The sequence below is a fragment of the Maledivibacter sp. genome (genome assembly GCA_025210375.1).
Taxonomy (GTDB): domain Bacteria; phylum Bacillota; class Clostridia; order Peptostreptococcales; family Caminicellaceae; genus JAOASB01.
In genome coordinates, this window is sequence record JAOASB010000050.1 from 52453 (window position 1) to 68743 (window position 16291).

Annotated in this window: 16 protein-coding genes; 12 read left to right on the top strand and 4 right to left on the bottom strand. The window is 31.3% G+C overall.

Annotated elements, in window-relative coordinates:
• Position 1: 1 nt before the first annotated feature.
• Both N4A68_17210 and N4A68_17215 read left to right on the top strand, forming a co-directional pair.
• Positions 2–1003 (top strand): ABC transporter ATP-binding protein, encoded by a 1002-nt coding sequence (locus N4A68_17210; protein ID MCT4566033.1) that lies wholly within the window; start codon positions 2–4, stop codon positions 1001–1003.
• A gap of 86 nt (positions 1004–1089) precedes the next feature.
• Positions 1090–2148, top strand: a complete 1059-nt coding sequence (locus N4A68_17215) for a serine hydrolase (GenBank protein MCT4566034.1) — start codon at positions 1090–1092, stop codon at positions 2146–2148.
• A 220-nt stretch (positions 2149–2368) separates the two neighbouring features.
• Here N4A68_17215 and N4A68_17220 read toward each other — a convergent pair whose 3' ends face one another.
• Complete coding sequence (locus N4A68_17220) at positions 2369–3601, bottom strand: LL-diaminopimelate aminotransferase (GenBank protein ID MCT4566035.1); 1233 nt, start codon at positions 3599–3601, stop codon at positions 2369–2371.
• A gap of 311 nt (positions 3602–3912) precedes the next feature.
• Here N4A68_17220 and N4A68_17225 point away from each other — a divergent pair, with 311 nt between their 5' ends.
• Together N4A68_17225 and N4A68_17230 are read left to right on the top strand one after the other, a co-directional pair.
• Positions 3913–4452, top strand: a complete 540-nt coding sequence (locus N4A68_17225; protein MCT4566036.1) for a chromate transporter — start codon at positions 3913–3915, stop codon at positions 4450–4452.
• A gap of 30 nt (positions 4453–4482) precedes the next feature.
• Entirely contained in the window at positions 4483–5004 is a 522-nt protein-coding gene (locus N4A68_17230; GenBank protein MCT4566037.1) for a chromate transporter, read from the top strand.
• 227 nt (positions 5005–5231) lie between these two features.
• On the opposite strand, the gene N4A68_17235 is transcribed toward N4A68_17230, so the two are convergent.
• A complete protein-coding gene (locus N4A68_17235) occupies positions 5232–5597 on the bottom strand; it encodes a DUF5362 domain-containing protein (GenBank protein ID MCT4566038.1) in 366 nt (121 codons plus the stop codon).
• Positions 5598–5854: 257 nt separating this feature from the next.
• Positions 5855–6058 (bottom strand): hypothetical protein, encoded by a 204-nt coding sequence (locus tag N4A68_17240; GenBank protein MCT4566039.1) that lies wholly within the window; start codon positions 6056–6058, stop codon positions 5855–5857.
• 255 nt (positions 6059–6313) lie between these two features.
• Here N4A68_17240 and N4A68_17245 point away from each other — a divergent pair, with 255 nt between their 5' ends.
• Entirely contained in the window at positions 6314–7033 is a 720-nt protein-coding gene (locus N4A68_17245) for a methyltransferase domain-containing protein (GenBank protein ID MCT4566040.1), read from the top strand.
• Positions 7034–7499: 466 nt separating this feature from the next.
• Complete coding sequence (locus tag N4A68_17250) at positions 7500–8651, top strand: RDD family protein (protein ID MCT4566041.1); 1152 nt, start codon at positions 7500–7502, stop codon at positions 8649–8651.
• Between the two features lie 342 nt (positions 8652–8993).
• Here N4A68_17250 and N4A68_17255 read toward each other — a convergent pair whose 3' ends face one another.
• A complete protein-coding gene (locus tag N4A68_17255) occupies positions 8994–9455 on the bottom strand; it encodes a GyrI-like domain-containing protein (GenBank protein MCT4566042.1) in 462 nt (153 codons plus the stop codon).
• A 245-nt stretch (positions 9456–9700) separates the two neighbouring features.
• Between N4A68_17255 and N4A68_17260 the strand changes: the two genes are divergently transcribed.
• The 6 genes from N4A68_17260 to N4A68_17285 all read left to right on the top strand — a co-directional run bounded on the left by N4A68_17260 (position 9701) and on the right by N4A68_17285 (position 15733).
• Positions 9701–10384 carry a class I SAM-dependent methyltransferase gene (locus N4A68_17260; protein MCT4566043.1) on the top strand — a complete coding sequence of 228 codons (684 nt, stop codon included), beginning with the start codon at positions 9701–9703 and terminating at the stop codon, positions 10382–10384.
• 260 nt (positions 10385–10644) lie between these two features.
• The gene (locus N4A68_17265; GenBank protein MCT4566044.1) at positions 10645–11166 is read left to right on the top strand and encodes a DNA topology modulation protein; all 522 of its coding nucleotides are present in this window, start codon (positions 10645–10647) and stop codon (positions 11164–11166) included.
• 324 nt (positions 11167–11490) lie between these two features.
• Positions 11491–11943: a GNAT family N-acetyltransferase gene (locus tag N4A68_17270; GenBank protein ID MCT4566045.1), complete on the top strand. Its 453-nt coding sequence runs from the start codon at positions 11491–11493 to the stop codon at positions 11941–11943.
• A gap of 275 nt (positions 11944–12218) precedes the next feature.
• On the top strand, positions 12219–12893 hold the full coding sequence (locus tag N4A68_17275) for a hypothetical protein (protein ID MCT4566046.1): 675 nt from the start codon (positions 12219–12221) through the stop codon (positions 12891–12893).
• Positions 12894–13177: 284 nt separating this feature from the next.
• Entirely contained in the window at positions 13178–13714 is a 537-nt protein-coding gene (locus N4A68_17280; protein MCT4566047.1) for a GNAT family N-acetyltransferase, read from the top strand.
• Between the two features lie 600 nt (positions 13715–14314).
• A complete protein-coding gene (locus N4A68_17285; protein ID MCT4566048.1) occupies positions 14315–15733 on the top strand; it encodes a sigma 54-interacting transcriptional regulator in 1419 nt (472 codons plus the stop codon).
• The last annotated feature ends 558 nt before the right edge of the window (positions 15734–16291 follow it).

Sequence of the window (16291 nt, forward strand, 5' to 3'; positions counted from 1 at the left end):
GATGGGGAGTAATGCTGTAGTTAAAGTCAATGATTTAAGTGTATACTTTGATGTTAGAGAAGGGTTTTTTAAGGATTTATTAAAAAAAGATAAAAAAGTAGTAAAGGCTGTTGATAGAATAGACCTTTCCATAGATAAAGGGGAGATTGTTTCCCTTGTTGGAGAAAGTGGAAGTGGCAAAACTACTACAGGACGGGCTATATTAAATTTGGTACACCATAATACAGGGGAGATAAAATTTAATGGGGAATCCTTTAATTGTAAAGATAAGAAATGGATGAAGAATTTTAGAAAAAGGGCACAAATGATTTTTCAAGATCCATATCAATCCTTAAATCCGAAATTTATGATAGTAGACATAGTAGCTGAGCCCCTTAGATTTATAGAAAAAAATCTATGGGAGGATGAGATAGAAAGAAGAGTTATAGAGGCTTTGGAATTTGCGGGATTAAAGCCTGGAAAGGATTATTTATATAGATATCCCCATGAGCTTAGTGGGGGGCAAAGGCAGAGGGTGGCTATAGCAGCTGTATTTATTATTTCACCGGACTTTATAGTTGCCGATGAGCCTGTATCTATGTTAGATGCTTCTGTAAGGGCGGATATAGTGAAATTGATGTTTGAAATGAAAGAGGAAAAAGGAACATCTTACCTATTTATTACCCATGATTTAGCTTTAGCATGGTTAGTTTCCGATAGGATAGCCATTATGTATCTAGGCAAGATAGTTGAAATAGGCCCTAGCGAAATAATATCAGGTAATTGTATCCATCCATATTCTCAAGCCCTTATTAGTGTATTAGCCAATATAGATATTAGAAAAAAAAGAAAGAAAATTGTTCTGAGGGGAGAAACACCTTCACCTACAGATATACCTCGGGGATGCAGATTCCATACAAGATGCCCCATAGCAAAGGAAAAGTGTAGAAAGGAAGAACCACAACTGGTGGAGAGGGGAAAAAATCACTTTGTAGCATGTCATTTTAATGAGAAATTAATATAAAAAGATTAAAAGCTGAAAGCTAATAGGGAGTCTAGGGGGTAAAGGGTAAATCGCTTTTGCTATTGAAAATACAAAGGAGTTAGATTATGTTTATTAAGGAAAGAATAACTTATTTTGAAGAATATTTAAGGGATCTCGTATATGATAAAGGAGTTTTTCCCGGTGCTGTTTTTGGACTTGTAGCTCCCGAAGACAAATATATTGGCTTTGTTGGAGAAAAACAGAAATATCCTAATAGTGAGGCCATGACCCAGAATACCATATTTGATCTAGCATCCCTTACAAAAGTAATAGCAACTACATCTGCCATAATGATATTGCTTGAAGATGGAAAATTAAAAATGAATACAAAAATAAAAGATATCCTTAGTGGTTTTAAGTACGACCATTTAACTATTGAGCATCTTATGCTCCATACGGCTGGATATTCTGCTGAGCCAGTCTATAAAGGTTGTAAAAACAAAAAGGAATTGATGGAGATATTATATGGTTGTACTATTGATGAAGAAAAATTTGAAAAGAAAGTTATGTATTCTGATATTGGGTTTTTATTCTTAGGGCTCATTATTGAGGAGATTACAGGAGACTTTGAAGTCTTTCTAAAAGAAAGATTATTTAAGCCACTTAGAATGGAAAATACATTTTTTAACCCTTCCAAGGATATGGTCTCAAAAATTGCTCCCACTGAGTACTGTACATTGAGGAATACAATTGTTAGAGGAGAAGTTCATGATGAAAAAGCCTATTTGTTTGAAGGTGTAGCAGGACATGCTGGATTATTTTCTACCGTAGAAGATCTTTCAAACTTTGCGATGATGGTTTTAAAGGATGGAATGTTTGAGGATAAGCAAATATTTAGTAGGAATACAATTGATTTAATATGCACACCTAAAACAAAAAATCTTAATCTTAATAGAACATATGGGTGGGCTATGAAGGATAGTGAAAACTCCGTCGGGGAACTGGCTAGTGATATGGCTATATATCATACAGGGTTTACGGGGACATCCATTTTAATAGATAGATATTATGGCAAAGCATTCATTTTATTATCAAATGTTAATCATCCATCTAGGGTGAATAATGAAAAATTGGTGAATAGAAGAAAGCTAATTAATAATATTGCCATGACTTGTATGCGTTAAAATAAGTGCTTTTGACTTGCAACTAAAAAAGCGTCGTCAGACGCTCAGCTTGTTGACAAAGTCAACTAGATGGCAGGCTGTCTAAAAAACTGAAGTTCGAGGCGTGGTGAAAGCGAGAGACCGCAGTGTATATAGACATACGTAAGGGTTCTTGCTTGAAGCAACAACGAAGAAATTCGGGTTTGTTAGGCAGCCTTAGCGTCGTCAGACGCTTTTATCTCTAAAATACTAATTCTAATTTCATCAATCTTCTCTTTAATTCATTTATGATTTCCACCTCTTTATCATGATTATCGGCTTCAAAGGTTACTGAAAGTCTTACATACGGTTCTGGATTGTTCCATGGGACTGTACATATAAAGGCGTTATTTAGCAAAAACAAAGAGAAATCCTCAGCATTTTCAAAAACTATACCGGATTTAGTACCCTTTGGGATAGGTACGTAGCAATAGAAGGTGGATTTAGGTTTTTTTGCTTCAAAACCTACGGACCTTAATGCGGCCACAAGTAAGTCAAATCTTCTAGAGTATTTTTCACAATTCATATGGGTTATCTCTGGGTGATTTAAAGCATAGATTCCTGATTTCTGTATGGCTCTAAATTGTCCAGAGTCAGAATTCGCTTTTACTTTACCATAGATATTTATAACATCAGCATTTCCAGCAATAAAAGCAAGACGCCAGCCTGTCATGTTAAAGGACTTAGACAATGAGTGTATTTCTACACCCACTTCCTTTGCACCATCTATGGACAAAAAGCTTAAAGGTTTTTCACCATCAAAGGTTAAAGCTGCATAGGATGAATCAGCTACAACAACAATATTATTTTTATGTGCAAAATCAATTACTCTTTTATAGAAATCCTTTGTAGGAATTTGCCCAGTTGGATTGTTGGGATAATTAATATATAAAAGCTTAGATCTATATAAAATAATGTTTGGGATATTAGTGAAATCAGGATAAAAATTATTAGATGTTGTTAATGGTAATCCATAAACTACACCGCCTAAGTACTTGGTATGTGTGGCGATTATAGGATAGCTAGGGAGAGTAGTTATGGTTATATCTCCTGGATTTATTAGGCATAGGGGAAGCATTGAGAGGATTGATTTAGCGCCAATTCCATGTAAAATTTCATTATATGGATCAATATCCTTTACCTTAAATACTTTATATAGATATCTTGCGGCTGCCTCTTGAAATTCTGGGATTCCATTATCTGCATACCATCTATTTTCAGATTTTCCTGCTTCTTTACATAGTACTTCCACAACCTTTGAATCCCCAGGTAAATCTGGCTCTCCAATTCCTAAATCTATTAGGTCAACATTCGGATATTTTTTTTTCACAGAATCCTTAGCTTTTTTTATTTTTATAAATTTGTAGTCTTCTTTGGCTATGTCGAAGCTTTCATCTCTAAATCTATCGGCGATCATATCTTTTATGTAGCTCATTTGAACCATCCCCTTTCATAATCAAGACAAGGATAAAAAAAGCAATTTTAACCCAGCATATTCACAGGAATTCAAGTATGCTTCACAGAGCTTTGACTTACTATGAATAATCTAGGTCAAATTAATATTCCTATATAGATAAACGACCCTAGGGCCTAATGTTGTTTATCTATAAAATATAGTATTCTGACCTTAAATAATATGTTCACATACAAGAGCGTATAATTTTTGTGGATTTGACGGATTATATGAATTACTTTACAATTAAGTAGAATATGGACGAAAAATAAGGAATTGCCGAGGTTATATAAATGGAAGAGCTTGTTAGACTTTTTTTGATTTTTTTTAAGATTGGAGCCTTTACCTTTGGCGGAGGCTATGCAATGATACCCTTAATAGAAGAGGAAATTGTTGATAAAAATAATTGGATTGGTGAAGAAGAATTTTTAGATATTATAGCCCTTGCACAATCCATACCAGGGGCACTAGCCGTTAATACTGCTGTATACATAGGATATAGAAAATTTGGATTTAGGGGTGCTGTTATTGCATGTCTTGGAGCAGTATTACCTTCATTTTTTATTATATTGATTATAGCTAAATTCTTAATTGGATCAATTAATAAAGACCTAATGGAGAAAATATTCAAAGGCATACGACCTGCCGTTGTTTCACTTATATTGGTAGCAGTTTTTAAGCTGAAGAGGGGAGTTAAAAGGACTACATTTAGTTATATAGTAGTTATATCTACAATACTTTTGATTACTATACTCAAGGTGCATCCAATATTTATCATAATTGTGGCTGGAGCATTAGGGTACTTCTTATATAAGGAAAAGGAATCCCTATAGAAAAGTTCTTATCTAAAGGAGTAGGATTTGATGAAATTAGTCTTAAATATATTTCTTGCCTTCCTAAAAATAGGAGGCTTTAGCTTTGGTGGGGGCTATGCTATGATCCCATTTATTGAAAAGGAGATAGTAACTTCCAATGGCTGGCTAAACATTAAAGAATTTATCGATATAATTGCTATAGCAGAAATGACTCCAGGGCCTATAGCCATCAATTCTGCGACCTTTGTGGGCTATAAGATTGCAATGACCCAAGGAGCAATAGCGGGAACTATTGGAGTAATACTTGTTTCATTTATTCTTCTAATATTGACAGGTAAATATATGACTGATGCAAAGGACTCTGATGTTATCAAAAATATTTTTATGGGCATAAGGCCAGCAGTTTTAGGACTCATTTTTTCAGCAGCTGTATCTGTTGGTAAAACTGCGTTGATAGATGTAAAGAGCTTTTTCATTGCAACAGTAGTATTACTATCTATATTAAAATTAAAGATTCATCCTATTGTTTGTGTAATAATGGCAGGCGTATTAGGGTGTATTGTATATTGAGGAAATTGTATAACTCTGACTTGGCAGAACCTGATATGCGAATATCATCCTTAATTTGAATATTTAAGATATAGCATATTTGGTGGTATAGCTTCGGAGATTTTAAAACTATATATAGTAGATGATTTTTATAGAAAGTAATTATGCAATTTGCTCTATTGAAAACCTTCAATGGATTATTGCAATTTTAAAAGGTGTAAGCATGGGCTTACACCTTTTAAAATTAACTAAAATTGTGGAAGTGAATGAAGCATAGAAACACCTAAAGTCATCATTACAATAAACATTATGATATAAAGAGCGATTATAACGATGAATAGGATACCTTGAATTTTGAAATAGCTAGTTAAATTGCAAATAAGTGCATACATTTTGTTTTCATACTCTGCACCATCAAGGTTTACTATTTCATCGGCTTCTTTTTTAGCCTTCCAAAGCTTTACCCCTACAATAATCATTATTATTCCTGGTATAGCACCGACGATGAATGCAAATAGTCCTGTTATAGCTGAAAGTCCTCCACCTATAATAGTTAGAATTGCCACAAATCCTGCCCATTTACTAAATTGTTTAAGTTCTTCCCTTATTGACATAAACTATCCCTCCTTTATGATTTGACTTGCATCATATATGTTACCATAATTTAGTGATTTTTTCTATATAAAATTTTTTATATAAAATAAAAAGTTTGAGCTGTATATTAATACAAGCTCAAACATATAAAGAAGAATTTGAAAAATTGAAGAAATTGCATAACTCCTATTTAGTACAATTACATAATATATATGGTATAGTTCTGGATATTTTTAAACTATATAAGGTGATTATACAATTTGTTCAATTAAATATGTTAATCTAGTTCATAGGTAAATGGATAAACATCTTCTACATTTTTACCTAATTTATTGGCAAACATAGATGCATCTATTTCTTCAAAGACTTTACCATCTTTTAAAACCCTGACATTCCAAACTTCACCATCGGATTTCACTAATAATTCTGCGGAATAAATAGATCCATCATCAAATTTAATCTTTCCCTTTTTCCAAGGCATAAAAGAAACCTCCCTTTAATAATTTTATGGAAATTCAATTGAAAGTACTAAATTATACATATGAAAAAATTTGAATAATATGGAATTGATAACTGTGTACAACATAAGCTTTTGTACATGAATCCCATATTAATATTTTTGTCTATTAGTGTACTAATTATTATAGGAAATAATTGAAGCCATGCCTTAAAGAAAGGGTTGTCGTAAAATATATTGGGTATATTAAAAGTATAAAATAATACAAAGGGTGATTTTATGGCTTTTTATGAAGAACTAAGCAAATACTATGACATAGTTTTTCCCCTTGGAGAAGTGCAGTTCAAATTTATGACAAAGCGTTTTAAGGATAGAAAAAATATTTTAGATTTAGCTGCAGGAACTGGGAACTATTCTATAGCGTTATCAAAGCTGGGGTTTAATGTAGTTGCTGTGGATTTAGACGAGGAAATGATTAGGAAAATTGAAGCTAAGAATAAGGAAGAAAAAACAAGTGTCAAACCACATAAACTAGATATGAAGAATATCCAGGGCCTTGAGGATTACCAGTTTGATGGAATCATATGTATAGGGAATTCCTTGGTACATTTAGATAATATGGGGGAAATTAAAAGGGTTCTTGAAGAAATGTATAAATTACTAAATGATAATGGAGTAGTAATTTTACAAATAGTAAACTATGATAGAGTATTGAAGAACAATGTAAAAGAATTACCATTGATTGATAGATCAGAATACGGGGTTAGATTTATTAGAAAATATGATTTAGAAGAGGGTAAGATCTTATTCAAAACTAAATTGATTATTGATAACGAAAAATCATATGAAAATTGTGTAAAGCTTTATCCTTTGAAGAGTAAAGAACTTTTTAATATGCTAAAAGTAATAGGGTTTAAAGATATAAAGCTATATGGCGGTTTTGATGAAAAGGAGTATAATTCGGAATCCTTTCCATTAGTTGTAGAAGCTTATAAATAATATACCCAAAATATATTTTAAGTAGGAATATAATTAACAAGCATTTTGTTTGTTTCAGGCTGCCTAAAAACCCGAATTTCTTCGTTGTTGCTTCACCCAAGAACCCTTACGTATGTCCGTATACGCTACGGCCTCTCGGTTTCAGCACGCCTCGAACTTCGAATTGTTAGGCAGCCTGACATCTTGTTGACTTTGTCAATAATCTGTAACAAGCATTTTGCTTGTTTTCTTTTTTTTGCAAAAATAGGGTTAAAAGATAAAAAATAGTCTAAAAAATACAACTGTATATATTGTTTTTGAAGGAAATAGAATTAACGTGGAGAATTGTAACAGATAGGGCTAGGCAACTAAAGCAAACTTCACTGAGAAGAATAGCAAGAAAGCTATATTAATAATATAGTTAGTCTATTCAATTAAAACTAATAAAGGGGTTATAGATAAGAAAATGGAGACATTAAAGAGACGTATGAGTAATTTAAAAGATAGAAGACTATTAGAAATTATTAATATAGATTATGCCGAATATACAGAAGAGGCACTTGAAGTAGCTAAAAAGGAAATGGTCGATAGGGGAATAAAAAACTTTCAAGTCTCGGATAGAAATAAGCTATTGGAGAAAGATTATCTTGAAGATATTACTTTTAGAGAATTGATTATGCAAGTTAGATTCGAAGATGTTTTTAGAAATCTTGTAAAACTTTATAGAATTGATAAATCCCTAAGTCATGATTTGGAAAATACATTTAATGAGTTAATATTAACTGATAGTTTAAATATTAATAATATTAGAATTATGGTAGAAGAGATAGATAATATATTTGACCCACAAGTGAAAGATTGGCAAGTATTTGGACAAGATATAGAAAGTGAAGAAATATTTGAAATAGATTATTTAGAATGGAAAAATTGGATGTCTTGTTTAGTAAATGCAAGCCAAGTTAAGATGATTGGAAAAGATCGTTATACAGCACATTGCTTGTATTGTATGACAAAGCATGGTTTTTCCCAAGAAGAAGTGAATAAAAACTTTAACAAGATGAAACTAAATCAAGGAGACGTAGAGCTAATATTAGATAATAATAGGCTAGACTCAGAGTGTCAATCACAAGAATCCCATCAATTACATCCTTGGTTACGATTTTGGGCTAGATCAATAGATTATGCAATTTTAGGTAGTATTATAAGTTATATATTGTGTTTTTTGCCTATTGAAGTGAGTAGAAAATTATATTCTATAGAAAGAATAATGTATATAACTCCTTTCATATGGATTTTTATTGAATCAGCATTAATATCAAAAACAGGAACTACAATAGGTAAATGGATATTTAATATTCAAATAAAAGGTGATAAAGGCAAATTATTGACATGTAAACAATCAATTTATAGAAGTTCGTTAGTTTGGTTAGTAGGACTTGGATTTGGAATTCGTTATATAGAAGTTGTTACTAAAGTATATGCATACATAAAGCTAGAAAATGAAGGTAAGAGTGTATGGGATAAGAAAGCTAATTCTGAGATCATATATGGGCAAATAGGAATATGGAGAGTTTTAATAGCAGTGTCCATTTCAGTATTAATACCATTGTTTCAAGCAATAAATAATTTCTATAAGTGAATATTAAAAGTACAAAATTTGCAAAACATCCTATAACAATGTATTCCTACGAGGGGTTGATGAGATTCATTTGTTCAAGCCATCCCATTACATTTCTTCACTGGGGACAAGTACCGCTGAGTAAGTATTTGTTATGGGTTCAGCTTAGAAACGTCGGGAAGCTAAAACATTATATGAAATAAATGGATAAATTTAATATATATTAGCTAAACTTTGGGAGAGAATTAGAAGATATATAAGTTAGGATTTAAAGACTTGATTTATTCAGATTATTTGATTTCTACAGTTAATTCAAAAGGAAAGCTCTGTATTAAATATATAGTGCTTTCCTCATGAGCTTATCTATTTAATTGAAATATAGATATCGATAATTTGATTGTTCATATCTTCTGAATTATTATGATATACTTCAAAATCAGATATATAGGTTCTGTTAAGGTCACTTGACCATATACTTTGCCATGCATCCATTACATCTTTTTGAATATGTCCACGAATGGAGAACTTTGCATATTTACCTGCTTTAATAATTTGAGCTTTAAGAGGAGCTTTTAAGTCATCTATTGAATTTACTTCACAGCAAGTCATGAAATCATAGGGTTTTGTATGATCTTTTTCATAATCGGTATACAATCCTATTGTTTTTTGGTCAATCTTGGCATCAATAGCCCTATAAACTCCTTCACAAATAAAATTTTGCCATAGTGAAACAATATCTCTTGCGGATTGCATGTTCTCATTTGTAGTTCTTACAAGTAGCCCAACAACTTGTTTTTCTTTTAATTCAACTATCTCATATTTCATAATATACCTCCTTAAAGTATCTAATCTATATGGAAGTATATCATAGTATATATGACAACTATATGTCATATATCAATAAAATATTTATCAAGATTTTTGGATGCTATCAATATTATTTAATTCAATTACGCTAAATATAAGCCTTGTAAGAATATTAAGAGAATATATTGATAAAATATAGTTTTGGGAAATGAAATTATCTATTTACTTTATCGAAATTTTAGGGTCAATTCAAGGGAGGCTATATGGGTGGAATAGAATGGTATGATAAAATTGCAAAGAAATTAGGAGGGTATAAGAAAAATTGGAGTTCAAGTAAAAGAGGTACATCGGGTGAAGAAGTTTTTGAGAAAAGACTAATTGAATATCTACCTAAACATGGAAGTGTACTTGACATTGGTTGTGGACATGGGGAATTTACTATAAAGATGGCTCAATATACGAAAAATATTATAGGCATGGATTTCTCCAAAGAAATGATAAAATGTGCTAATAAATATTTATCAGAATATAACATTTCTAATGTAAAATTTCTCCATGGCAATACTAAAGGAAAGAATAATTTAAAAGGGAATGAGTTTGATTTAATTTATGATAGGAGAGGTCCAACTTCCATAATATATAATCATAGTTGCTTAAAACCAGGAGGAAAAATTTTAGGGATACACAGTGCTGAACTTGATAGAGTCAGAAAACTTTTATATAGTAATGGATTCATAGATATTAGTATAGAAGAATTTGAAGCAAAGGAGATTTTTGATGATGAACACGAGTTTGCTAAGTATTTATCCAGAATTCCAGGAAATAAGGACTATACATATTTAGAGAATAAGGAAGAATTAAGAGAGTTGGTTAAACAACATACTTTTAAAGGAAATATTATTGTACGAGAATGGAGATATGTTTGGGAAGCTAATAAATTTTTTTGATATTGAATATGGAGATAAAAAATAACTTCACATAACAATGTGTTCACGCAAGGACGTGGTAAGGTCTCCAATACAGTGGGTCAGAGTGAGTCTACTTAAAGTAAGACCACGTCACATCATTTCATCAATTGATTTGGTGACTGCATTAGATCACCCAGATGGGCATCGCCATGAGCAGCCACCTGTAAGCTTTGACGGCTTGGTAAGTACAGAACCGTTAGGGGACATTTTCCCTTATGAAAGATGAGGTGCTATGCATAATGAAAAAAATAATGATAGTTGGTTCCGGAGGGGCAGGGAAGTCCACTTTTGCACGTAAGTTAAATGAGATAATAGGTATTAGATTATTTCATTTAGATAGATTGTTTTGGAAACCAGGCTGGGAATGTATATCAAGAGAAGAATTAGAAGAAAAGATAAGAAGTATTATTACTTTAGATTCATGGATAATTGATGGAAATTATAGTAGCACAATGGAAATGAGGTTGAAGGAAGCAGATACAATCATTTTTCTGGATTTTCATTTATGGTTATGTTTATGGGGTGTTATTAAAAGAAGAATTATGTATGAAGGAAAAACAAGACCAGATATAACAGAAGGATGTAAAGAAAAGCTAGATTGGGAATTTATTAAGTGGATTTTAATTTTTCCTTTAAAAAAACGAAGGGCAATTAATGAAAAGATAAAGCAATATTGTGATGGGAAAAATGTTTTTATATTTAAAAATAGAAAACAAGTGAAAGAGTTTATTAGTATGTTAAGTAAGAATAATAATGTTTGATTATTATATTATGGAAAAGTTTAAGGTGAGGTAAAAATCACCTAACAAAGCATTTGAGTAAGAGTACACGGAGGCATGTATTTGGGTTATTTCAAGGACGCAACATCTCTTCATCGGGAGTAAAGCCTAACCATGATGAAGGGCTTTGATGGTTTGAGTCAGAGATGTTGCAAATGCAAGCTGTTGCGTGAAATACACGGGGATAAAAAGTATGTTGAAATGTCAGTTAAAGAATTATACTTATGTTAAATTGACTGATTACTTTAAACAAAAGAGTAACAAGATATTATTGGCGAGTACTTTTATTATAGGAGATGATAACCAATGACCACAATAGTAAGTGCATCATCAAAGGACATAAAATTATTAGCTGATTTAGAGATCAGATCGGAATCTTATTGGGGCTATGATTCAGATTTTATGGATAGATTCAAAGAAATATACTTAATTACAGAAGAATTTATAATAAATAATCCAACTTATATTCTAAAAGAAGATGAGATAATAATCGGTTTTTATGGATTATTGCTAAATTCTGAGGAGTTCTCCTTAGAATATCTATTTATAGAACCTATGTATATTGGAAAAAGATATGGAAAAATGTTATGGAATCATGCTCTTGAATCATGTAAAAAACTAGGAATTAGAGAATTTACAATTATAACTAGTCCAGATGCAAGAGGCTTCTATTTGAGGTTAGGAGCAACTATTTATAATCAAATAGACTCATTAATATCAAAGGGAAATAAAACGCCTAAACTTATTTATAGATTATAAAATAACAATAATATCATTTTGGTGCAACTATATGCTTTTTTATACATACAACTTATAAGGTATAGTAAAAATAACCTTAGATTTACAACGTGGGTTATGTATACATCACACAACACAAGGTTTACGATTGGACTCCTGTCGTCGTTTTCCCAAAATTGATTTAAGCTAAGTGTAGCTAAGGTACATCAACTTTGTAAATCCATAAATGTCAGATGACAGTGAGGCTATGGGAGTATTGCCTAGGGTACTTTAAAATCATTTTTGGAGGGAGAAAAATGGAGCTTTTTAAGTGTTCAAATGTACATGCAATTAAATCAGAACTAATTGGAAATGTAGAAACTCCATTAGGAAATATTGTTTTAGATTTTAATGTAGAAGATAGATCAACCTGTAATATTATTCCTTCAAAACTTTATACACTTTTAAATGGAAGGGGATATATAGGGGAATGGATCACTAAAAAATTTAGAGCAGAATTACTTTTATGTAGACCTAACATATCTACTCCTTATCATACGAGCGTACAAGGTTATTGGGCTGGAATGTGGAGAGTAGGAAGTTATACTGATATAAATCAGTGCTTTTTTTCTTCAACATGGCGAAAGGGGTTTAGTTGGAATTATGGAGGTATAAATAGTGGAGAAGGTTTAGAATGTCAAATTTGGGATGATGGTAAAACTAGTGTTGCTATTGGCACTGAGGATGGACAACGATTAATTGTACGTGCCAGCAAAAATGACTACTTCCCTGAAAGATTTGAGAAAGAAATTAATCCATATAATGCAGTAACATATTCAAGAGAAGGACTTGTAGTGCCCATTCATAACTTACATAATAACGACATTTTACAAATCCAGTTTATCATAGCTTGGTCGAAAGAAGACATACCAGCTTGGTTCGCCGTAGACATGGATGGAAAGAAAATATTAGAATCTGTTATGTGTACTTGAATTGTTATTGAGAGGTTTCACGTGAGTCCCTCAGCATCACCTAACAAAGCATTTGAGCAAGAGTAAACGGAGGCAAGTTTTTGAGGAAGTACGGGTGTGCCACATATTCTCATCAAGTGCAAGCACGACTAAGAAGTAATCAATATTAATCCGATTTGATGACGTTTCAAATACAAAATGCTATATGCTATTTTCCACTCGTTTTGGAGTAAGTTATTATGGGTCTTTTGATAATTGAGAATGTGGATTGTTAAATTATTTATTTTTAAAAGGAGGAATTATGAATGAGTGATGAACTGTTTTTAGTAAAACCTTCATTGAAATATGAACAGGTATTTTGCCAATTGATTAATGATTATAAAAATAGTAATGAAAAAGAATATTATGAAATGTATAAAGAGGCATTGGAAGATTATAATGAATATGTTAGAAGATTGAATAGTAATGCACAAGGAATTGATTTACCCGAAGGATGGGTTCCTTGTCATACCTATTGGTTATCTAATAATGATAATGAAATTTTAGGTTCTATCAGAATTCGTGAATCCCTAAATAATGACTTCTTAAGAGAAATAGCTGGTCATATAGGCTATGATATTTCTCCTAGATATCGTAGAAATGGATATGGTAAAATTATATTAAAATTAGGACTTGAAAAAGCAAAGAATATAGGTCTAAACAAAGTATTAGTAACATGTGATTTTGACAACTATCCTTCAAAAAAGATAATTGAAGCAAATAAGGGAGTTTTTGAATCAGAAATATATAATAAATCAAAGAACAAGAAACTAAGAAGATATTGGATTGAGATAGATAAATAATAGAATTCCAACTGTGAGCTGCTTAGGAGCTGAGTGGGGGGGACTGTATTAGGTGATCAAAAGGGTATCCTGCCATGGGGAGCCATCTGTAAACCTAGACAAAATCGTAAATACGAAACCCTTATATAAAATATTATTTCCTTATTTATTATGTAATCTATAGAAGTCCTTTGTGGCTGAATAAGTAATAGTGATATAATATAGATATAAAAAATAGGTGGCGACTTCTACGAAATGGCAAGATGTAAGGGAATCGTATCCCAATCAATTTGTTAAAATGGAAATATGATATAGACTTTACTGTTTTATCTATGATGATATAAAATGATTATCTATATTTTTTGAAACAAAAACAAGGAAATAATGAACAATTTTAGAATACATAGAGAATATAAAGAAATTTATGTATAGGTTAAAAGTAGAAATAGGTATAAAAATATCCATATGAAAAAAATTTATGAATATATGTTAAGTATTTAACTTGGTATGTTAATAAACCAATGATTTCTGAATGTCCATCAATCAAACAGATGTAAATTGTTCAACACATAATAATAATAATATTTAGTCTTTCTTTACATAAGAATAGGGGGCATAAAAGTGGAAGATCTTAATGATTATAAGGTGCTGAAGGAAGAATTAAAGCAGTATGAACAGTTATATAACGAGATCAAGATAGCATCAGAATTAACATTTGACCAAATTACTGTTTTAGATGGTAATGCAAAAATCTTATGCGTTGGGAAGGCATGTCAAAGTAGTTTTGGCATGTCAGAAGAAGAGGTTATAGGTAAATATGCTAAGGAATTAGAAAAGAAAGGCATGATTGATAAATCCATCACATTAGAAGTTCTTAAAAGAAAAGAAAAGGTTACTTTAGTACAACATACAGGTGGAAATAAAATTTTAATGGCAACAGGTTTTCCAATGTTTAATGAGAAAAATGAGATTGTTAAAGTGATAAATATATCAAAGGATATTACTAGTATTGAAAAGCTTAGAAAACAAATACAAAATACTGGAGAGATAGTAGAATGGTTTGAAGAAGAAATATCGAAAAGAAAAATAATAGAAAAAGAAGAAATTGTAAGTAAAAATTGTGAGATGCAAAAAATCATCGATCTAATAAAAAGAACAGCTGATTTAGATAGTACGGTACTCCTTTTAGGTGAAACAGGCATAGGAAAAGGTTTTTTAGCCAATATCATTCACAAAGTGAGCAATAGAAAGGATAAACCCTTTGTCACAATAAATTGTGGAGCCATTCCTGAGAATTTATTGGAGTCCGAATTATTTGGATATGTGGAAGGTGCTTTTACAGGAGCAAGTAAAAAGGGTAAAAAGGGTTTATTTGAAATAGCGAAGGATGGAATTATATTTCTTGATGAAATAGGTGATATGCCTATGCAGCTTCAAGTTAAGTTATTAAATGTGTTACAAGAGCGTAGAGCTTCTAGGGTTGGTGATGTAAGTCCATATAAAATAAAAGCTAAAATCATTGCAGCTACCAATAAAGATTTAAAAAAAGCAGTAAAAAATGGTGAATTTCGAGAAGACCTGTATTATAGATTAAATGTACTACCCATGTATATCCCTCCATTAAGAGATCGTATTGAAGATATTCCTGTGCTTATTAATCATATGATAAACAAATGTAATAGCAAATATGGTATGGGAAAAAAATTATCAAAAGATGGCTACAATATGTTGCTTTCCCATGACTGGCCTGGAAATATAAGAGAGCTTGAAAATGTAATTGAAAGGTTAGTAATTACATGTAATGAAGACATGATTGATAAAGAACAAGTATCCGATGTTATTAATCCTAAAAATAATAGAAAAGAAAGAACTTTTGAAATAAATGAGATCATACCATTAAAGGAAGCAACAAAAAAATTAGAGAAACAAATGTTAATGTCGGCTAAGCAAAGCTATAAAACAACTAGAAAAATGGCAAAGGTACTGAAAATAGACCAGTCAACAGTTGTAAGAAAATTAAAGGAATATCATATTGATTGAAACGATGCATATTTTCATCGGTAAATGATGTGTTTTCACATCGTTTGCCGATGTTTTTTGCTTTGTAGGATTTTTTTCTACAAAGCAAAAAAATAAAATTCCCTTATATAAATATTGGAATTAAAACGTTTTCCCCTTTTTGGTTATAAAATTTTATAGAAAATAATAATTTGGCATCCAACTTGCAACACAAATAGGTGAGTCAAATTTTTAACAAGGGTTGTTTTAATGAAGAGGTCAAGAAGGGACAAAAAGTACAAAACTAATTGACAAGTTATTGACCTAGCAACTTTATACCAATTACTGTTTTCTCTGTACTTTGCTATGTATTAGTGTATTAGTTTATATCTAAGAAAGATTGTACAGTAGATAAAGTAAGTAAACTTTTAGTTCCTATTCCTGTAGTTTTTTATTAAATGAGCAAATTGCATAATTACCTTCTACAAAAACTATCTACCATATGTAGTCTAAAATTCTTCAAAGCCATACCATCAAATATGCTTATATCTTAAGCAATTAAATCAAGGATGATATTCGCATATGCAATTCTGCCAAGTA